General features: G+C 40.5%; 14 protein-coding genes. 9 read left to right on the top strand and 5 right to left on the bottom strand.

Going from position 1 to position 20,237, the window contains the following annotated elements:
- The first annotated feature begins 506 nt into the window (after positions 1-506).
- The 4 genes from Q0954_RS16550 (at position 507) to Q0954_RS16535 (ending at position 6,990) form a co-directional block, all read left to right on the top strand.
- Entirely contained in the window at positions 507-4,043 is a 3,537-nt protein-coding gene (locus Q0954_RS16550) for a DEAD/DEAH box helicase (RefSeq protein ID WP_299458606.1), read from the top strand.
- A 415-nt stretch (positions 4,044-4,458) separates the two neighbouring features.
- On the top strand, positions 4,459-5,562 hold the full coding sequence (locus tag Q0954_RS16545) for a DUF2252 family protein (RefSeq protein ID WP_299458605.1): 1,104 nt from the start codon (positions 4,459-4,461) through the stop codon (positions 5,560-5,562).
- Positions 5,559-6,296, top strand: coding sequence for a sulfite exporter TauE/SafE family protein (locus Q0954_RS16540; protein ID WP_299458604.1), 738 nt, complete (start codon positions 5,559-5,561; stop codon positions 6,294-6,296). The genes Q0954_RS16545 and Q0954_RS16540 overlap by 4 nt, the downstream gene beginning before the upstream one ends.
- Positions 6,297-6,558: 262 nt before the next feature.
- Positions 6,559-6,990, top strand: coding sequence for an STAS/SEC14 domain-containing protein (locus tag Q0954_RS16535; protein WP_299458603.1), 432 nt, complete (start codon positions 6,559-6,561; stop codon positions 6,988-6,990).
- A gap of 195 nt (positions 6,991-7,185) precedes the next feature.
- Here Q0954_RS16535 and Q0954_RS16530 read toward each other — a convergent pair whose 3' ends face one another.
- Both Q0954_RS16530 and Q0954_RS16525 read right to left on the bottom strand, forming a co-directional pair.
- Entirely contained in the window at positions 7,186-8,085 is a 900-nt protein-coding gene (locus Q0954_RS16530; protein ID WP_299458602.1) for an alpha/beta hydrolase, read from the bottom strand.
- Between the two features lie 482 nt (positions 8,086-8,567).
- On the bottom strand, positions 8,568-10,772 hold the full coding sequence (locus Q0954_RS16525) for a fibronectin type III domain-containing protein (protein WP_299458601.1): 2,205 nt from the start codon (positions 10,770-10,772) through the stop codon (positions 8,568-8,570).
- A 938-nt stretch (positions 10,773-11,710) separates the two neighbouring features.
- Between Q0954_RS16525 and Q0954_RS16520 the strand changes: the two genes are divergently transcribed.
- Together Q0954_RS16520 and Q0954_RS16515 are read left to right on the top strand one after the other, a co-directional pair.
- Positions 11,711-12,913, top strand: coding sequence for an aminotransferase class I/II-fold pyridoxal phosphate-dependent enzyme (locus tag Q0954_RS16520; RefSeq protein WP_299458600.1), 1,203 nt, complete (start codon positions 11,711-11,713; stop codon positions 12,911-12,913).
- A 356-nt stretch (positions 12,914-13,269) separates the two neighbouring features.
- Positions 13,270-14,022 carry a 7-carboxy-7-deazaguanine synthase QueE gene (locus Q0954_RS16515; protein WP_299458599.1) on the top strand — a complete coding sequence of 251 codons (753 nt, stop codon included), beginning with the start codon at positions 13,270-13,272 and terminating at the stop codon, positions 14,020-14,022.
- A 6-nt stretch (positions 14,023-14,028) separates the two neighbouring features.
- Here Q0954_RS16515 and Q0954_RS16510 read toward each other — a convergent pair whose 3' ends face one another.
- On the bottom strand, positions 14,029-14,745 hold the full coding sequence (locus Q0954_RS16510) for a leucine-rich repeat domain-containing protein (RefSeq protein WP_299458598.1): 717 nt from the start codon (positions 14,743-14,745) through the stop codon (positions 14,029-14,031).
- 810 nt (positions 14,746-15,555) lie between these two features.
- Here Q0954_RS16510 and Q0954_RS16505 point away from each other — a divergent pair.
- Positions 15,556-17,400 carry a leucine-rich repeat domain-containing protein gene (locus tag Q0954_RS16505; protein ID WP_299458597.1) on the top strand — a complete coding sequence of 615 codons (1,845 nt, stop codon included), beginning with the start codon at positions 15,556-15,558 and terminating at the stop codon, positions 17,398-17,400.
- A 97-nt stretch (positions 17,401-17,497) separates the two neighbouring features.
- Here the strand turns inward: Q0954_RS16505 and Q0954_RS16500 are convergent, their stop codons facing one another.
- Together Q0954_RS16500 and Q0954_RS16495 are read right to left on the bottom strand one after the other, a co-directional pair.
- Positions 17,498-18,073, bottom strand: a complete 576-nt coding sequence (locus Q0954_RS16500) for a hypothetical protein (protein WP_299458596.1) — start codon at positions 18,071-18,073, stop codon at positions 17,498-17,500.
- A gap of 190 nt (positions 18,074-18,263) precedes the next feature.
- On the bottom strand, positions 18,264-18,611 hold the full coding sequence (locus Q0954_RS16495; RefSeq protein ID WP_002702664.1) for an RNA-binding protein: 348 nt from the start codon (positions 18,609-18,611) through the stop codon (positions 18,264-18,266).
- Between the two features lie 692 nt (positions 18,612-19,303).
- On the opposite strand from Q0954_RS16495, the gene Q0954_RS16490 reads away from it, so the two are divergent.
- Together Q0954_RS16490 and Q0954_RS16485 are read left to right on the top strand one after the other, a co-directional pair.
- A complete protein-coding gene (locus tag Q0954_RS16490; protein WP_299458595.1) occupies positions 19,304-19,558 on the top strand; it encodes a hypothetical protein in 255 nt (84 codons plus the stop codon).
- Between the two features lie 300 nt (positions 19,559-19,858).
- Positions 19,859-20,237: helix-turn-helix domain-containing protein (locus Q0954_RS16485; protein WP_299458594.1), on the top strand; the 379-nt coding region annotated here is incomplete at its 3' end.

The following is a 20,237-nucleotide window of genomic DNA, read 5'->3' as shown; positions in this document are numbered from 1 at the left end:
TAGGTTGTTATAACAAGTACTTTACCTGATAAACTATTACAATTTTTTGATAAGCAGGAGCATTATTGTGAATGCCAGTTGTAGTTTGACCTTTACATTGTATGAGTGGTGTGTGCTGGTATATTTGGTTAATTTAAGAACTTAAATTACGATAGGCTTTATTAGGTTTTTTATAGAGGATTTATTCTGCATAACTAACTGAATCAAAAGTATATAGTATTTATGTAAACTACAAGCTAAATAGAAGGTTCAAAGCAAATACAGGTGTTTTTACGTATATAAAACAGTAAAAACAACCAGGTTTATTTTGGTTAAATTTAGTAGGTAAGTAGTGAGTAAGACTAGCCACATTATCATAGGGTAGGTATTGTTGCCTTGTGTCTCTACACAACTCTTCTGAAGTTTGTGCATTATTTGTGTATTTCTGGACAGTTACTCCCTTGTATAATTACTGGTTTTTTAGGAATATTGCCAATTATTACAAAAATGTAAAACCAAAGCAAGCAATGGCAAAAAAATATGGCAATACCTGGTGGGGGCAGCAATGGCTCAATGCATTGAACAATATAGATTTTTCTAACCGCTTACCAAGAGGACGTACCTATGCCAACAAAGGAGCAGTGCTGGATGTAGAGATCAAAGGGAATGTGGTGACTGCCAAAGTACAGGGGTCAGAGCGTTACCCTTATAAGCAAAAGCTAGAGATAAAGGAGTTTTCTGATGCCGAAAAAGACGATGTTCTGGACATTATCACTGAAGATCCCTTCATTTTGTCATCTTTGCTCAACCGTGAATTGCCGCAAGACTTGCTGGAGATTTTGAATAAAAAAGGCATTCAATTGTTTCCTAACAGTTGGCATAGCATCCAAGGTTCTTGTTCTTGCCCCGACTGGGCAGTGCCTTGCAAACACTTGGCGGCAGTGATTTATATCATTGGCAACGAGATAGACAAAAACCCTTTTATGGTGTTTTTGTTGCACGGGCTTGATATCTTAGCCGAAATACAAAAAAGAGGCTTTACCTCGCATGGAGACTTTAAGTTGCCTGTCACGCCTTTGCGTAAGCTACTGGCAGACCCCAGCCAATCGCCCGATTATAGCTATAAACTAGCCATTACCAAAAAAATTGATTTTTCGACCTTACCACCCAGCAAAGAAAACTTGCTGCAGTTGTTGTCCGCCAAGCCATTGTTTTTTCATGCCAAAGATTTTAAAATACTGCTAGAGCAGGCATATACTAAAGTGGCAAAAGGGGTAAAAAAAGAACAAAAGCTACTCCCCGAAGTAGAAGAAGGTTTTTTTGATGCCTACCAGGGCGAAGTCAACATTATTTTAGGTCATACACTAGACTTTCGTTATGCAGTGCTCAAGCCTGAAAATACGCAAGTACAAGCGCCGCCACCTATACAAAACACAATGAGCCTGATAGGGCATTTGCGCGAACTGAATCCTGCTCATTTACACCGTCATCATCCTTCGGTAGTTGCCTTACATTTTACTTATCGGTTTGCAACCTACCTTGCCACCACTTCGGCGTTTATCCCTGAGTTGGTAGAAACCCAATTCGACGAGTATATCATTCGCTGGGTGCCTGCTTTGCTGGTAGATGAGGTAGCAGTTATTTTTGACATATTGGTGCAGCTTACCCCACCCGAAATGCTTGCCGTGACGGTGAAAGATGACCTCAGTTTTGTAACGCCCGAAGAGCAGGTAAAAATGTTGGCAGGAGTGTTTTTACATTACTTCATGACTGAGCATTATACCTATAGTAACAAACAGCAATACAATGAGACGGTTTTCTTAAGTTTTTTTGACCAAAACCCTTTGTTTGTACAGGGATTTACCCAAAAAGAAAATGCTCAAGCCATCCAGAAATGGTTGCAGAAGTTTTACCTAAGCGAAAAAGAATACCTGCCCGTACTGAAGGTAGAAGAGCTGGAAGATGACGAAATGTTTGACCTCAGTTTTTGGGTACAAAAACAAGGTGCCCAAATGGATAACCTTATTAGTGTCAAAGATGTATTCCGATATAAAAAATACAAAGATGTTCGCTTGGGCATTATTCAAGATTTGGCAGTTTTGGCAGAGTATTTACCCGCGATTAAACAACTCATCAAAGAAAAAGGCGACTACCGTATATTGGTAGGCAGCGAAGATTTTGTGCAAATTTTTATGTACACTTTGCCTGCCCTACAGTTGCTCAATATTCAAGTGTTGTTGCCCAAAGCCCTGCAACGCCTGGCACGACCCCAGCTGTCGGGCAGGGTACAAGCCGAAGGGAGTTCGGGGGCGAGCAAAAGTTTTGTAGATTTAAAGCAAATGTTGTCCTTTGATTGGCAAGTGGCTTTGGGCGATACGCTTTTGTCACCCGACGAATTCAGAAAAGTAGTGCGCAAGTTGAAAGGCATTGTCAAGCTCAATGATGAGTATGTGCTTTTTGACCAAAAAGAAGTAGAGGCCTTGCTCAAAAAGCTGGATAAACCGCCAAAAATAACAGATAGTGAAGTGCTCAGGGCAGCGCTTGCCGCTGACTACAAGGGGGCTAAAGTAGGTTTAGATAACAAAGCCCGCGAGTTGATCAGAGGAATGGTCGCTTTTGATACAGTAGCTTCGCCCAAAGACTTAAAAGCTACCCTGCGCCCTTATCAGCAACGGGGCTATGAGTGGCTCTATAAAAATGCGCAGTTGGGCTTTGGGAGCTTGCTTGCTGACGACATGGGCTTGGGCAAAACCCTACAGGTAATCAGCCTGATGCTTAAGCTCAAAGAGGAGGGTAAGTTAAACAAGAAAAAAGCCTTGGTAGTGGTACCTACTACTTTGTTGGGCAATTGGCAAAAGGAAATTAATAAATTTGCGCCTGGTTTGCAAACTGCGATTTACCATGGGCCTAATCGCCAACTTGATGTAAAAACGCCCGATATCATTATTACCTCTTATGGCATTGCCCGCAGCGACATACAAGTGTTGAGCAAAATCAAGTGGGCTTTTTTGGCTATAGATGAAGCCCAAAACATTAAAAATACATCTACGGAGCAAACCAAGGCAATAAAAAAAATAAAAACCGATAGGGTAGTGGCAATGAGTGGTACCCCGGTAGAAAACCGCTTGTCGGAATACTGGAGTATTTTCGATTTTACTAATAAAGGATACCTGGGGGCGCTTACCAAATTCAAAGACGAATTTATCAAACCTATAGAACTAGAACGAAGCCAAGCGCATTTAGACCGTTTTAAGAAAGTGACCGCACCTTTTATTTTGCGTAGGGTAAAAACAGACAAAAGTATTATCAGTGACTTGCCTGACAAGGTAACAACTGATCAGATTTGCAGCTTGACCAAGGAGCAAACGGCGCTTTATCAAAATGTGGTAGACATGATCATGCGCGAACTGGAAGGAAAGCAAGGCGAAGAGGGCAAAGCCCGCAAAGGTTTGATTTTTCAGTTAATGAATGCCCTCAAGCAAATTTGTAATCACCCCAGCCATTACCTCAAACATGCTCAACTTGACCCTGGTCAGTCGGGCAAAACCCAATTGTTACTTTCGTTGCTGGACAATATTTACGAGAATGGTGAAAAGACGCTTATTTTTACTCAATACCGAGAAATGGGTGACCTATTACTGCCTTTGCTTGAGCAACGTTACCATAATACCCCGCTTTGGTTGCACGGAGGAGTAAGCCGTAAGAAGCGTGACCAGATGGTAGAAGATTTTCAAAACAAGCCTCATGTGAAAACCATGTTGCTTTCGCTCAAAGCTGGAGGTACCGGACTCAACCTGACCAAAGCCAGTAATGTGATTCATTACGACTTGTGGTGGAACCCTGCCGTAGAAAACCAGGCAACTGACCGGGCATACCGCATTGGGCAGCAAAACAATGTGATGGTATATAGAATGATTACCCAAGGTACATTTGAGGAAAAGATTAACGCCATGATTCAAACCAAGAAAGAATTGGCTGACTTGACAGTGAGCACAGGCGAAAACTGGATAGGTGACATGAGTAATCGGGAGTTAAAAGAAGTTTTTGACCTGGAGAAAGGATAGAAACAGTAAAAGTTATTCTGACAAGAAATAAAGATGAAAGTCCCCCTGTAAAGGGGGATTTTTTTTTGATACCCCTCTGTTAATTGCTTCACCCTACGGTTTGTTCTAAATAGTATCGAATATCTAATATTAATTTAATGTTAATTAATATCCCCTTTGTGTCTTATTCTCGTCCTCTAATACTTTTTTAGCACTACTTGTGTTTTTTTAATTTTATTTTGTTTTAAACTTGATAATAGGTTTTTGTGCTGATTTAATTTTATTTACAATATTTTGTTTGGTTAATAAAAAGTACTGTCCTCTTTTTTTGTTGTTTAATTTGGGCGATTTTTAGTTAATTAAATTAACTTTAAAATATTTAATGTTACTTTTGTGTTAATATTTTATGAAATTAATGTAAAATAAAAGATCCCTTATGAACATTTTTTCAAAAAAACCTGAGAAGACAACGAGTAATTTGTCTAAGAAATACCTTGATAATGACCGAGGTTTTTTTCTTTATTTTCGTCACATGTCAATGAAAATGCAAGAGCGTTTTGCTCAACTGTACCCGCACAAAGGCGTGCCTCAAGTATTTTTGCATGGCAATCCTCACATCGAAAACTACACAATCAATGGCAAAGGAGCCGCCATGATAGACTTTGATCGTTCCCGCATAGGGCCTTATGCCTGGGACATTGTACGTTTTTTGGCATCGGTGTCAGTCAAGCGCAAAGAAGTAACCGATGAGTTTTTGTCTAAAGAAGTGCTCGAATACTTTTTAGAAGGATACCTACGCAGCTTTCATGCGCCTCATTTACCTTATAAACCCATTTCTACGGCAAGCAACCGGGCAAAATTTACAGTATGGCACAACAACGTAGAAGAGTACCTCAAGGCAAACATTAAGTGGGCAAAGCGTATGCGAAATAATCCTGTGCGTACCAATAACAAAGACCTAAAGGCTTTACTACAAGGTTACCTACAGAGTCGCAACGAACTAGACCTGCTTAGTACTCACAAACTGACCGAGGCAGGGCAAGCTACTGGTACATTTGGCAATCAGCGTTTTCTGATGGTGTTGTCGCCCCAGAAAAACACCGAAGCCGAAAGTGTGTTTTTGGACATCAAAACTGTATACCAAGACCCTGACAATCGCTGGTACTATAACCCTTACAATCACCATGGCATACGTATGATAGAGGCGTCTAAACTTTATGCCCCTGGAGTAGAGCAACGCATGGGGTATGTTACTTACCAAAACCAGGAATATTGGGGTAGGGCTATTCCGCCAAAAAATGCCAAACTGAAGGCCAATTTGAACAGTGCTGAGCAAATAGACATGGCTTATTCGGTAGCCACCCAGTTGGGAAGCGCCCACCGTAAGTCTTTGCAAGGAGGGGTAGAGGCCATGAAGCTGGAAAAGCACTTGCTGGCTGACTATGCCAGGCTTACAGACATTGCGCATCAAATGAATATGGAGCTAATGCAAGCGTACCAGGCGTATGTACAACAACTCAACGCCACTAAAGCTGGATGAGTACAGGTGGTTTAATTGTTTTAATGTTTACGGCAGTAGTGGCGTCAGTGATTAGCTCAGTGTTTGGGCTTGCTGGTGGGGCTATTCTGTTTACAGTGCTTACCTGGGTCGTAAGCATCAAAGAAGCCATTCCTATCCACAGTGGAGTCCAACTTATTGGTAATACTTCGCGGGTGTTAGTATACATCCGCGAAGTTCGCTGGGATATTGTATGGAGATTTGTATTATTGTTGGTGCCAGGCGCCTACCTTGGAGGCTTGTTTTTTGGTTACTTTCACCCTTTGCTGCTGGAGTTTTTGGTGGGGGCATTTATTCTTGCCACTGTGCTTATCCCTCAACCAAAGCACCAATCTATCCACCTCAATGTGTTTATAGGGGTGGGTTTTGTGTCTAGTTTTTTGGGAATGATAGTGGCAGTAACGGGACCTTTTATTGCTTCATTTTTTGTGTTCAACAATGTGACTAAAGAAGCAATGGTAGGTACCAAGTCGGTTTGTCAGGCGTTAACTCAACTTAGCAAAATTATCGTGTTCTCGAGCGTCATGAAGTTTGATTTTACGTCTTTTGCCTTTGCGTTACTTTTGTTGGGTTTTATGGCAGTTATTGGGACTTTTATTGGTAAAAAAATTATAGGTAAAATAAGTGATAAAAAATATAATCACCTCAATAATATGCTTTTGGGGAGCATTGCACTTAGTATGATGCTGAAGGTAATACTCACTTTGGTTTTGTAAACGTATCTGTAAAATATCCTACTTTGTTTTTGATCATACATCTTATTTTTACTTGAATAACGCTTTAATTATTGAGTTAAAATGTTTTTGTGTAGAATCGTTTTGCTTGCATTTAGTCATCAGCCAGAATAAATTAAAAAAAACCTTAAAGGAGTGCACTAATAAATGTAGGGCACTTTTTTTTATGCTGATAACTATGCATACATTTGCCTTTGAATAATGCAATATAACACACTACACTACATAAAACATAATTATTGTTATGAACGTACACTTTCAATCGAAACAAGCAACTGTCTCTTTTGATCCAGCAGAAGGGTTTATTCGCTTGAAAATCGATGCATTTTTAGGTGCCGAAGGAATCAAAGAATTGTTTACCCAAACAATGCAATATTTCAAGACGCTGGGCATCAATAAAATTATGAATGATTTTAGGGGTTTTCAAGGATCTTCGCCAGCTGCCCAACAGTGGGTGCTTGACAACTATTACCCCGCAATGAGACACTATGGCCTGGTGCACATAGCAACTGTAGTAAGCAGTTCGGTGTTTGCCAACCACACCGTAAACAATGTGCAAAGTCAGTTAAGCAGAGACTTTGAGTACAAAACTTTTGACGACATAGAAGAGGCCGAAGAGTGGCTGGAAACACAACCTTCGTACGCTTATAATGTTCCACCTTTTGCCAAGGCATAGGTTTTTGTATACATAAAAAATCCCCAAAAAGATAAGTAAAGCGGAAAAAATAAGATGTGCCAATAAAACAAAATATTTGTTGAGTGGGCGAGTCAAAAAACCTTTGCATAGCCAAAGCTATGGAACTGTTCTAACCATTGCTTTTTGGGGATTTTTTGATAGGAGATTTGTGTAGTACAAATGAATCCTGTCTGCCTATATGCCTCCTACAAATGCTAAAAAAGCCTGTAACACACCTTCGGGATCCTCTACCTGAGGATAATGCCCTATCGTGTCATCAAGCATCACTACGTCAGGGTTATCCACCACTTCTTTATAACGTGCCACCATGTGCTTGCCCGATATCGGATCGGCGGGTCCGTTGATAAGCCTGATAGGTACTATAGAATTTTTGAGCCCACCCACCCAGCGTTCGCGGTACACCTTGCGTTCGTTCATGTAGCGAATCAGTTTATGCCCTATTCTATGGCCATTGTTCAAAGCAATAAGTTGCCAGAAATCATCCAGTTCCTGGCTGGTAGGTTGCGTATGGGCACCAAATACCTCCGAAAACCTTTGACTAAAACGTTTTTTATTCATCAGCTTTGTTACCCATACCCCCAGTGGGCTAATGAGCATTTTTTGAATGGTACGGGGTTGGTGAGTTTCGGGAAATAATCCACCATTGAGCAAACAAAGCGATTGAATCTCTACACCTGTCTGAAGAGTGCCTTGTTTGGCTCGGTCTAAAAAAGCAGCCAACATTTCTTGTGCCACGGTATCGCCGTAATCGTGGGCAAGGATGTGACATTTTTTGATGCCCAATTCAGTCAGGAGCGCCTCGTGTAAGCGTGCCTGGTCGTGAATGTTGTAATAGTATTTGTAAGGCTTTGCCGAATATCCAAAACCTATCATGTCAAGGGCAGTTACCACAAATTTTTCGGTGAGAGGTTGCCATATCTTGTGCCAGTCCCACGACGAAGTAGGGAACCCATGTATGAGCAATAAATGCGCTTTATCGGGTTGATTGGCATTTTGCCCTGCTTGTACATAAAATATTGATTGATTTTTATAGGTAAAATATTTCCCCTTGGCTTTCCAGTCGGTGAGTTGCATGGTGTTGGGCGTTATAGGTTGCCTAAATGAGTGTTTAAAACTGCTTTGAACACAAAATAGTAGTTTTTTTTGCAAGCTCAAAAACCCACGTACCAGAAAACCAGACTAAGCGCACCATGTTTTTCACAAAAAGCAAGTGCAATAAATAAGGCAAATGTTCAGTGAGATACCAAATATAACCTGCGGTTACAATATCGCTAGAACCCTGTCAAAGCTTTGAACTACGGACTTTATAAATCGCTAAAAACCAACGTGATAGAAAAAGCGTAGTTACCCAGAGAACAGGGTGTACCTAGTACCTGGCTCCTAGTGCTTTGGGAACTAAGTAGTTTATACACTATTTCGAGTTTATTTTGGTGGCTGTCAAACCTCCAAAAAACGAGCATAGCCTAAGCTACGTGAGTTTTTTTAGGTGAAGTCAGCAGGCAAAAGAAGCCGAAATATGTGAAAGGAATTTAGTACCCAGAGTACTAGTTGCTAGCTTAAAAACTACAGCCTTGCATCTTATAAATGGCAGCAAAAAAGGCTATTTTTTGGGTGGCAACGCCTTTGTGGTTCAACAGATAATTGAACAGCTCTAAACTGCCCGTTTTTTCACTCTTAATATTTCGTATAGGTAAAAAACCTCTAAACTCATTCTCCTCAAAGTTAACCGCAGCCACTTCCCTGGTCCACAGGTCTCGATTGGTAGCAATAAAAAAGCATAAGTCGGGGTTAAACAAAGCCAGTGGGCTTAAGCTTTCCTCGTAACTATACTCTCTAAATATCGCCCCACTTATAGTCTTTACCATTACCACATTGCCTTTAGCGTCTCTTACATAAGAAAAGTAATACTTGAGGGCAGTACCTGCCTCATTGCTGTAGATAGCCCATGAAGTACGCTGTTTTTGGGCGTTGTATGTAAACTTCCACAGTTCCTTGAACTTACCTGCGTGGTCTTCTTGCCTTACCGATGCCAACACCCCGTTACTGTAAGTATAAATATGCCTTACCGCAAGTGTATCAGTATGGTGTTTGTCTACTGTGTTGATGGTACCATTGGCATGGTAGCTAATAAACCACTTGAGGGCGGTTTTTTTATGATGATCAATTTTAATCAAGCGATTTTGTGCATCATAAGTATAAGTTTGGCTACGAAACTGAGAGTCGTACGTATCATAAGCTCCACTAAAATCTATTTGGGCAAGTTTACAGCTATTGCTAATACAAGGGTTTACTTGTATTATGTTTGAGTAAGCCGAGTATTTACTAAGGCGTTTGGCACGTATACGGTAATAATAGGATGTTTTGAAGTCCAACCCAGTAACTTTGTGTGAGTTGCCCAATACCTCCTTATTTTGATAGCCTACCACAAAGTTGCTAAAGTTGGCATCGGTAGCCACATCCAGCACATATATATTAATGTCTGCTTGTGCTTGCCAGTGGGCGATAAACTCAAATGCTTTGTGGTCGCTCATAGCATTGGCAATGGGAGCGGGCAATAAGCCAGTCACTGTAGCAATGGTATTGGAGTACCCAGATATTGCCCCCAGGCCTTGAGCCCTTACCCGGTAATAGTAGGTAGTACTGGCGTCAAGCGATTGTACATCTACAAAATTGTCGATAACCGCCAGGTTATTGTAAGTGGGCAAAATTTGACTAAAGCCCGGATCAAGTGCCACATCTATCAAATATGAGGCAGCATTAATTACTGGTTGCCAATTGGCTCTAAAACCCCCACTTTCTACATTGGTGGCAGCCGTGGCTACTGGAGCCGTCAGGTTAATCGTACTGACAATGACCACTTTAGAGTAATTAGACCTGGTTTCGCTGTTGAGTGCCCTTACTCTGTAATAATATTTTTTGTTAGCATCGAGGTTGACCACTACCAAACGATTGGCACTTACGTTTAAATTGTTGTATTTGGACAAGATACGCTCAAAGAAAGGGTCAGTTGATACATCTATTTGATAGGAGCTTGCCTCAGGCATTGCTTTCCAGTTGGCTATAAAACTCGTATACCCTACCTCGGTAGCGGGAAGTGATTCGGGGCTGGGCAAAACAGTGGTAAACACTGATAAAGTATTTGAGTATTCCGACAATGAGTTGGATTGTTTCACCCTTACTCTGTAAAAATATTGCTTGTTTACCGTGACATTGCTGATGAGCAAATGAGTGTCTGCCACTACTTCTCGCCCTTGGTAACCTTCTATAAAACTAGTAAAGCTTTCGTCGATAGCCACATCCAATACATAAGCAGTTACAATAGGCATTTTTTTCCAGTGCAGGCGAAAACCAGTGGCTGAGATTTCGGTGGCTGGGTATACCAAGGGGCTGCCTAATGCCTTGGTGGTGACAGTGATCACGTTAGAGTTTTGAGAGGTTTGATTAGATATATTTGCTCTCACCCGGTAGTAATAAGTGGTATTGGCTTCCAGGTTATCGAGTTGTACAGCCAGCTCGGTAACCCTTTTGGCGTGATAACCAGGGGCAAACTGAGTGAAATCCTTATCAAGTGCCAGGTCTATTTCATAGCTTCCTGCTCCGGTTACTTTTTTCCAGTGTGCCACAAAGCTCACTACCTCTACTTTGCTGGCTTCTGTAGCCACTGGTGATGGCAGAATAAACTCTTTCTCAAATAAAGAACAACTATAGAGTAAGCTACTGATGATAAGTATTAATAAATTTACTTTGATACCTTGATGCATTTGATCTTTTTTTTATAAAAAACAGACAGACACTGAGCATAATTATTCTTTGGGTTTTTATGAGTTGTTTTACCCAAAAAATTGAAGGTAGATGGATAGCTTTGTGTGGGCTGATTAAAAGATTGGCGCAAATTTACAGTGTTCTCAGGTTTTTTTTACCATACTTGTTTGCTACCAGCCCTATAGCAAATAAGTATGGGTGTTTTTTTTGTAATATATCAATGGCATTGTAAAGTAATGAAAGGGAGAATCTTAAAAAATGACCAAATATATGCTGTTTCAGGCTGGGCTTTGTAACCTTTAGACTGGTCTTATCGCTTGACTAAAATATAAATAATGTTTTATAATATTGATTTTCAGGTGATTAAAGTGCTATTTTATAGAAGCCTGGTACAAGTTTTTATCTCTCAAAACCTCTTTATCGATGAATCAGGCATGTTAGTAATGTTTATGAGAAAAAAAAACAGGTGTTGCCCAATAAAAACCTGATTTGCAAATGATTGTCTGATAGCGAAAGGTTACAATTTAACTTTTTACAATGAACTATTTGATGGAGTAAGGGGCAAGTATGGCTAGTTTGCTTGTGGTTGCCCAGGGATGGGAAAGCTTTGCAAGTCGACCAGTTTTTAGGCGATTGCCCAGCAAAATTTAAGGGGTAGGTGATGGGTTGGGTTAACAAATAATATACTTAATTATGTAAGCTTGCTATTGAAATGTTAAGTAATGAGGTGTTTTAGGTTGTTTTTGTTTTGTAAAAAGCCTTGTGTAGGTGTTTGATACTATGCTGACTATTTTTTGTCTGTAGGTATAAAGCCCTTTTGCAAAGCTGTGAAAACTAAAATCTCTGATTATATTTGATTTTAAGGAAGTGTTATGCGTGCTTTCAAAGTGCATTTGTAGCCTTCCCACATTCTTTAATAATACTAACACGAATATCAATGCAAGATAACTCAGAACACTTTGAAACCAACGCCATTCGTACCCAGGTCACGCGTTCGGGAGAGCGCGAACACTCTGCGCCCATTTATGCTACCTCAAGTTTTGTGTTTAACGATGCCGAACACGCCCGTGCTTTGTTTGCCAACGAACAAGAAGGCAATATTTACTCGCGCTATTCGAACCCTAATAACGATGAGTTTGTTCAGAAAATGTGTTTGTTGGAGGGCACCGAAGACGGAATCGCGCTTGCCTCTGGTATGGCGGCTATGTTTTTGAGCATGGCGTCTTTTCTTAAGGCGGGCGACCACGTGCTGGCTTGTCGCTCGTTGTTTGGGTCTACCCACCAAATCATTACTCAGATTTTTCCACGTTGGGGCATTAGCCATACGTATGTAGACATAGACAAACCCGATAGTTGGGAAACTGCCATACAAGACAACACCAAGATATTATTTATAGAAACTCCCTCAAACCCTGCCTTAGACATTATAGACCTGGAGTGGGCGGGCAAGCTTGCCAAAAAACATGAGTTATTGTATGTAGTAGACAATTGTTTTGCTACCCCTTATTTACAAACCCCAGTTCAGTTTGGAGCAGACGTGGTAACGCATTCTGCTACTAAGTTTATAGATGGGCAAGGACGCACCATTGGGGGCATTGTATTGGGTACAAAAGCCGCCATAGAAGAAGTACGTTTTATGGCGCGCCACACCGGACCAGCTCTGTCGCCTTTCAATGGTTGGATATTGTCTAAAAGTTTGGAGACGCTGTCTATCAGAATGGAAAAACATTGTGATAACGCCCTGAAACTGGCGCAATATTTAGAAAAACACGCAGAAGTTAGTTTTGTGAAATACCCGTTTTTACCTTCTCACCCCCAGTATGAACTGGCCAAAAAGCAAATGCGTTTGGGAGGTGGTTTGGTGAGTTTTGAAGTAAAAGGAGGGGTAAATCGAGGGCGTGACTTTCTCAATGCTTTGCAAATGATTTCGTTTACGGCCAACCTGGGCGATACGCGTACTATAGCTACTCACCCGGCATCTACTACCCACTCTAAGCTCAGCGATGAAGAAAGAATGGCTGTAGGCATTAGCCCTGGCCTTATTCGCATTTCTACCGGGCTTGAACACATTGACGATATTATTGCCGATATCGAGCAGGCCATTCGTGCATCGGTGCCAGCAACACAAGTACAGGGGTAGGCAAGTAACAAACAAGTGCTTCGTATATTCTTAGTAACGTATTCGCAATAATTGTCCGGTTTAGAATAAATCCGCTTTACTGCCTTTCGTTACCCCGGCAGTTCCGCCGGGACTGTAAGTTTTTATTGCCCGTAGCGCTGTTCCGAATCAAGTTCGGAATTCAAGCTCTACGAGCGCAAAAAATGCCTTAGTCAGTCGTGCGTATTTGCCCTAAAAAACAGAAACTTATTTTGAACACGTTACTTAGCGTTTACTGTCTGTTTTTGCTAATATTGCACTATATATTAAACAATGATAAGCCATAAGCTTAAGCAAACGTTGCTTGAAGTTTGTGGCTTATTGCTTATTACTGAATCATGAAGATTGCCAAATTTAACGGAAAGGGAGAGATATTTTACACCATACAAGGCGAGGGTAAAAGCCTGGGTAAACCCACGGTTTTTATCAGAAGCTCCTTGTGCAACCTGCATTGTATTTGGTGCGATACTGACTATACCTGGAACTGGAAAAACACCCCGTACCCGCATGTGTTTGACCAAACGCCGGGTTATGAAAAATACGATAAAAAAGAGCAAATTGTAGAGCTAAGTACGGCACAAATTATTGAGGAGGTAGAACCGTATGCTTGCAAAAATCTGGTGCTGACTGGAGGAGAACCGTTTCTGCAGCAAAAAGCATGGGTAGAGTTAATGGCTCAATTACGCAAGAAAGACGCAGGGTATTGGTTTGAGGTAGAAACCAACGGTACCTTGTTGCCTTCCAGCGAGTTTGACGCTTTGATTGATCAATACAACGTATCGCCAAAGTTAGAAAACTCTAATAACTCTATGAAAATCAGGGAAAAACCTGAAGTGTATGCTTTTTTTAGGCAAAGCCCCAAGGCTTGGTTTAAGTTTGTGATTGCCCAACAAGCTGATCTTGAGGAGGTGTTAGCACTGATAAAAAAGTATGACTTGCCCTCCCATAAGGTATACCTAATGCCTGAAGGCACTACCCCCGAACAGCTCAAGGCCAAACAATTGTGGTTGGTAGAACAATGCAAGCAATACGGGTTTCATTACACCGATCGGCTGCACATTCATATTTATGGCAGCAAACGTGGCGTGTAGCGTTATTTAACGAAAGCGCACATAAGTATTGGGTAAATGACGGTTTATTTTTTTAATTTCTTCGTGAGAGAAGTAATTCCCATAAAGGGTTATTTTTTTGAGGCGGGGCAGGCTGTATATTTCCTGAGGGAGTTGGGTAAGCTCATTATTGCTAAAGCCCAGGTATTCGAGGCTTTGTAATTGGGCAAACTCTGGAGGAAGCGAAGTAATACGGTTGTTGCTTAAACCAATGTATTGCAACTTGGTGAGATTGCCTATTTCGGGGGGTAGCGTAGTTAATTGGTTGCCGCTGAGTTTAAGTTCTTCAAGTTGGGTAAGTTTGCCTATGGTAACAGGCAGCGACGCAAATAAGTTTTCGCTTACATTGATCTCGCGGAGCTGGGTAAGTTGGGCTATTTCAGGTGGAAAGTCAGTTAACTGATTGTACTCAAGGTAAAGTTCGCGTAGGTTTTTGAGGTGTACAATGCTTGCCGGAATCTCTTTGAGTTCACAGTCTTCCCAGTCCAGACTTGGGATGTTAGCAACAATATCTAAAAAGCCATGCTCCAGGCATAATAGTACTTTTTTTCCGGTCGAGAGCATTTTATAAAGTTCAGGTGGCACCCCATTGCCCTTCAGTATAAAAAAGGCTAGTTCTATGTTTGCCTCATCACGACTGTTGAGAAACTGTTTGATGCGTTGGATATAAACTTCAGAATATTGACTCCCTTGTTTAACTTCCATTTTTCTACGATTAATTTAATTTTTTTATACAAAAGAGTGATTAACCCTTACTCTACCCAGTTTTTAACCTTGTTGAGCGTCATTGCCTCAGATCGTGTCTTCACGAGCTGATCGAAACCTTGAAAAAAACTGTTGCCAAGCTCTATGACGGGGCGATTTGTGGAGGCACAAACCGAGGTGAAAAATAGTAGGGTAGAGTAATTAACCCTTAGAGCTTGTTTAAAATTCACCTAAAAGGCGTTTTACGCGATTTTTGCACTCATATATTGCTAAATTTAGCCGTTGGCAGAGCCCCGAAACAAGTTCGGGATTTATAAACTCGGCACAGCAAAGCTGTAGCCATCGGTTATCAGCAATAGCGCTGCTCCGAATCAAGTTCGGGATTCCAGAACTATTACTTCAAAATTTAACGCATCTGAGCACAAAACTCATCGAAAATCACACTAAACGCGAAAATTTAAACAAGCTCTTATAACGTCAATATACATTGGCATTCAGAGGCTCAATTGGTTGTAGCCTCTACCGAGTAAAGCAGCTTAAGTTACATACTAAAAACTAAGCGTTAAAGGTACAGTATGTAATAAAATGATGGACAGAGTCCTTTCTATAGTATAGACTTTATGATCAAATATCCAATTTATTTTTGTGATTGTGGGTTCAAAAGGTTTTAAAAAATTGTTATTTCGGAAAAACTGTGTCATTACTTGCTCAAACTTTTTTTGTGAACGATCTGGTTGTTAGAATTAATCTGTTAATTTTACAAGAGAAGCAATATTGATCAGCAAGCATACACCATAGCGTGTATTTATTATGATTACCAATTTTATGGACAAAGACTTTATCGAAAACATCAAAGGACATCTCGAAAGTAGCGAAAGGTTTAATAATGAGCTTGCCTTTCAGATTTTATCGGGAATGGAACCAATGCCTGGAGAATTAAAAACTTATTTGACTGGTACCAGCGACAAACTGCTGCTTTGTCTTGAGCATGGGTTTATGGAAGTGTTGGAAGACATCAAAGAGATTGAGTTGGCAGGGCAGGACTTTACAGAAAAACCCGAGGTATTGCAAAATATTGAGCGGATGTTTGGGCTCGAAAAAATAAATTTGAGCAGTAATTTTTTGAGTACGATCCCTTTTGGGCTTACCCACCTGCGCAACCTTAAGGTACTCAACCTTTACCAAAACCGCCTGGGCAAATTGCCCGATGCAGTGCTCAACCTGCGTAATCTTGAGGTGCTTAACCTGGGTAAAAACGGGTTCCATCGTTTTCCTGATCATTTCGATAAGCTCACAAGTCTTAAGTCTTTGGAATTGAGCGATAATTTTTTGACTGAAATCCCCCCCGAAGTAGGCAATTTGACCCTGCTCGAAGCGCTCAATGTAAGTGTGAACCAGATCAAACATTTGCCGCCCGAACTGGGTAGACTTTCGGCGCTTAAGTGGCTCAAAATACAGCAAAACCAAATAGAAGAACTACCCGAAACTTTTGATCAACTCGAATACCTGGAAGAGTTGCGTCTGGAACGCAATAAGTTTACTCAATTTCCGGCAGCATTGCTTAAGTTACCCAAGCTCAAAAAGCTGTATATCTTTGACAATGAGATAGAGGTATTGCCTGCTGAAGTTGCCCAAATGACCACCCTTGAGCACTTGCAAATGTCGGGCAACCAGCTCAAAAGCCTGCCCTCAGAAATAGGCAGCCTGTCACAACTAAAAATCGCTTATCTGGAATACAACGAAATTGCTGAGCTTCCTTCGGAAATTACCCAGCTGAAAAACCTGGAATACCTCTCGCTGGAGCACAATAAGCTCACTGGTTTGCCCCAAGGCTTGGAAAAACTTGAAAAACTAGAGTTTTTGCATTTACATCACAACAACTTGGCAGAGTTGCCCGCCTCTATAGCGCAAATGAAAGGACTCAAAGAGTTGGATGTACGCAATAACGAAAGGCTTGACCTGGCAAATGTGTTTAAAAGTTTGGAGCATATAGAAACGGTACATGTACAAGCCAAGCAGTTCAGCAGCATTCCTGTAGACGCTGATCACTGGCAGTATTTGCCGTTTTTGACCTTAGATCAGCAAGGGCTGACCCAACTACCCAAAGCTCTAGAGCAAATGGTGGCGTTGACTGACTTGAGTATAGGTGAAAATGAACTTACAGCTTTGCCCGAAACCCTGGGCAACCTTGTAAAACTGGAAAGATTTAATGTGCAAAAAAATAAGTTGGGCAAACTACCTGATGCCTTGGGCAATTGCAAGGCGATGAAGTGGTTGCACGTGGGTAGTAATGCATTGACTGAATTGCCAATGGTGATAGGAGAGTTAGAAGACTTGCAAGAGGTGTATTTAGACAACAACCAGTTGACGGCACTGCCCAAAGAGATAAAAGGTTTAAAGAAATTGATGGTAGTTAACCTTGCCAACAATCAGCTGACAGCCTTGCCCACCGAGATAACCGAGATACCCTATATTCAGTATTTGTACCTCAACAACAACCAGTTGACCGATCTGCCGGAAGGCATAGAAAACTGGGTAGTATTACAAGAACTCAATTTGAAGGGCAACCCTATATCTGAAGCTACTCAACAAAAAATACGTGAGAAATTACCCCGAACCCGGATTGCTTTTGGTGAAGGAGTAAGCAAAGAATAATTTTTTAGTTGAAAACCCCGTTTTTGGTTGAGGTTAAAAGCGGGTTTTTTAATGATCTATACATCAATAGAGCTTGAATACTTATAACACATACCCTTTAGACGTTGTTTTTCATTCGTCGACTTACTTTTCGTTGTATTTTTTCTATACATCGATCAAGCATCGACTCAACTAAAATGGTACCGGTACTATACACAGGACAATCAGAATAAGGATCATCTTCTTCGTAGATACTTTCCTTGGCTACATCACAAAAATCCCATGCTTTGATCAATTCCCCATTTTTATAAAGGGCAAATGCTACGTCAAGCCTTACTTTTTCGCGTGAGATTGTGGTAATGCCGCAATCTTCGGGGCAGCGAATGGTGGTGCCTGTTTTTTGACCAAAGCGTATGCTGCGAATGGTTAATTTAAATGGGGTATTTACAAAAAGCCCTCCTTGTACTTCTACCCGGTTTTCTTTTAGAAGTGTAGTGAGTTGATTTTCAATATAAGCCTTGGTATCGGTTCGGTTCCAGTTGTTAAGGTATTGGCCACTGTCAAAAGAAACAGCCACAGAGGTTTGATCCAAAAAAAGCGGAGTTTCAACAGGGAGTTGTATCTTACCACAACTGCTCACTAAAGGAAACAAAAGGCATAGCCACACCATTGATAAAAAAGAGTGATTTTTCATTTTATCGGAAGGTTATTTACAAAAAAAATGATAAAAAGGTGGGCTACCCAGAACTTGCCAGCCTATACGTTATACCATTGGTGCTTTGTTTCGGTAGGGCACAAAAAAACACCTGATGTGTTGATTATCAGGTGCCATAGAAATGGAGATAATAATGTATGTGATAGTGAGGGTTGTACTATAACTGGTTTTAGTACCCGTTGTTATAGCCTCCGCCCCGGTTATAGCCACCACCGTAGCCTCCGCCTCGGTTGTAGCCACCACCACCACCGCTAAATGCGCGATTGTTGTGCTGTTCACGAGGACGAGCTTTTTTTACTACAATGTTTCTTCCTTCAAAATCACTTTCGTTCAAAGCGTTGATTGCTTCAACTCCTTCTTCTTCGTTAGGCATTTCTACGAACCCAAAACGGCGAGACATCCCCGTATCGCGGTCATAAATTACTTTAGCTGATTCAACTTCTCCAAAGGGTTGAAATAGAGAATGTAAGGATTCGTTGGTGGTTTCGTCACTCAACTTGGCCACAAAAATATTCATGATAAAAAAAATTAAAAAAAAATAATAAACGTAAGAAATTGGTAAATGATTATCAGGTGTAGATATAAATAGCTAAAGGCAAGATATATTCATTGGTTGATAGTTAAGTACCAATATTTGACAAATATAACAAAAAACCAGACCTCTGCAAGAAAAGTAAAGATTTATTGTTTTTTGTAATAGCTGAAAAAACCTCTTATAAGTATTTGATAATCAGGATTGAGCCAAATATTTAACTGTGAATCGTTTTCTTAAAACATTTACTATTAGGCTGGGCAAATAACAAGTGATGAATAGAAGCATTTTTGACAATATGAGGAGCAATAAATATAAAAGTTAGATGTAATAAAATACCTTTGATGTGAATAAAAAGAGGGGTTATAATACTATTATCTTTATTTTAATACAATATACTGGCTTGCTATTTGCTGTAATGCAAAGCAATCATGTAAAGCATATAAAATACTTTTCTTACACCCCTTAAAATAGCCTCACTTGCTGATTATCCAGCCATTTAAATACGTTAAATACACCCGTATTTATACGTGTTTTTGGTGATAAGCCCCAATTGTTTTTAGGTATAAATACTCAGTCATATTTGGGTTGATTTAGGTAAACTCCCATAAGATACTTACCGTTGAACCCACTATGCAATCTTCAACTTGCATACCTTTTTCCAACTTTGATCAATTATGACTATGACAGCTAAAACAATCAGCCGAAAATCCCTCGTTGAAAATTTATTACCCGAAATTATTGTACAAAGAACATTGAGTCAATTGCCTTTAGAACTAAAGGATTTATACCTCGCCAAACAGGCAGAAGGCGTAGAAGTAAGCATTGGACTTGATATGCAACTTGGCTTTTATATGTTAGCACAAGCCAACTTGTTTCAAGCAGATTTGCTTTGGTGTGAAAACCAAAGTCGCGAAGTAGTGGCAGCTTAAGCCCTACCTGTTACAAGTACTATAAAAACATTAAACCTTGTAAATAGCTATACTATACTTTTTAAATGATAGTACCTCCTCAAAGCAACTTGAGGAGGTTTTTTTATATGTAGTAAGTAGCAGCAAGTCCTTAGATACCGATGAATATCGGTGCAATTAGCTACAAGTAAAGATAACTCTCTAATAATATGATAGTTATAGTGCAGTCGGTAGACTTTTAATAAAACAGCTTTTTACACCTGCCAGGTTTTGTAGTGCAGTCGCTTGACATTTAATAAAAAAGGTTATATTTTCTACTATATGCAAGAAGATATAACCTTTACTAATGAAACCGATATTCGTACTTATCGCCATCAGGCTATTGTCCGTTTTTCTGCGCAAGGTCTCACCCAACAATCTATTGCCGAAGGCTTGGGTTGTAGTCAAGGCTTGGTCAGCCAAGTACTTCATATTTATGAAGAATCTGGTTGGTCAGGACTCAGAGCTCAAACACCTCCTGGGGCATCCTCTCGCTTAAGTTTCTCCGATTTAAAGCAACTTGAAGATTATTTGCGGCAAGGGGCCAAGGCTTTTGGTTATTGTACCGATGACTGGAATCGTCCTCGGGTGAGGGAATTAGTGGCTGAAAAATTTGGCGTACACTATAAAAGCCTGACTAGCATCAGTCGCATCCTAGACA

Source organism: uncultured Microscilla sp., assembly GCF_947493425.1.
GTDB lineage: Bacteria > Bacteroidota > Bacteroidia > Cytophagales > Microscillaceae > Microscilla.
This window is presented reverse-complemented; position numbering and strand designations above follow the sequence as displayed.

What these genes read in the sequence shown, in the direction of transcription:
- Q0954_RS16535 (WP_299458603.1), top strand. Translation starts at nt 6,559, where the DNA reads ATGAACGTACACTTTCAATCGAAACAAGCAACTGTCTCTTTTGATCCA.
- Q0954_RS16515 (WP_299458599.1), top strand. Translation starts at nt 13,270, where the DNA reads ATGAAGATTGCCAAATTTAACGGAAAGGGAGAGATATTTTACACCATA.
- Q0954_RS16540 (WP_299458604.1), top strand. Translation starts at nt 5,559, where the DNA reads ATGAGTACAGGTGGTTTAATTGTTTTAATGTTTACGGCAGTAGTGGCG.
- Q0954_RS16510 (WP_299458598.1), bottom strand. Translation starts at nt 14,745, where the DNA reads ATGGAAGTTAAACAAGGGAGTCAATATTCTGAAGTTTATATCCAACGC.
- Q0954_RS16505 (WP_299458597.1), top strand. Translation starts at nt 15,556, where the DNA reads ATGATTACCAATTTTATGGACAAAGACTTTATCGAAAACATCAAAGGA.
- Q0954_RS16495 (WP_002702664.1), bottom strand. Translation starts at nt 18,611, where the DNA reads ATGAATATTTTTGTGGCCAAGTTGAGTGACGAAACCACCAACGAATCC.
- Q0954_RS16525 (WP_299458601.1), bottom strand. Translation starts at nt 10,772, where the DNA reads ATGCATCAAGGTATCAAAGTAAATTTATTAATACTTATCATCAGTAGC.
- Q0954_RS16545 (WP_299458605.1), top strand. Translation starts at nt 4,459, where the DNA reads ATGAACATTTTTTCAAAAAAACCTGAGAAGACAACGAGTAATTTGTCT.
- Q0954_RS16490 (WP_299458595.1), top strand. Translation starts at nt 19,304, where the DNA reads ATGACTATGACAGCTAAAACAATCAGCCGAAAATCCCTCGTTGAAAAT.
- Q0954_RS16530 (WP_299458602.1), bottom strand. Translation starts at nt 8,085, where the DNA reads ATGCAACTCACCGACTGGAAAGCCAAGGGGAAATATTTTACCTATAAA.
- Q0954_RS16500 (WP_299458596.1), bottom strand. Translation starts at nt 18,073, where the DNA reads ATGAAAAATCACTCTTTTTTATCAATGGTGTGGCTATGCCTTTTGTTT.
- Q0954_RS16520 (WP_299458600.1), top strand. Translation starts at nt 11,711, where the DNA reads ATGCAAGATAACTCAGAACACTTTGAAACCAACGCCATTCGTACCCAG.
- Q0954_RS16550 (WP_299458606.1), top strand. Translation starts at nt 507, where the DNA reads ATGGCAAAAAAATATGGCAATACCTGGTGGGGGCAGCAATGGCTCAAT.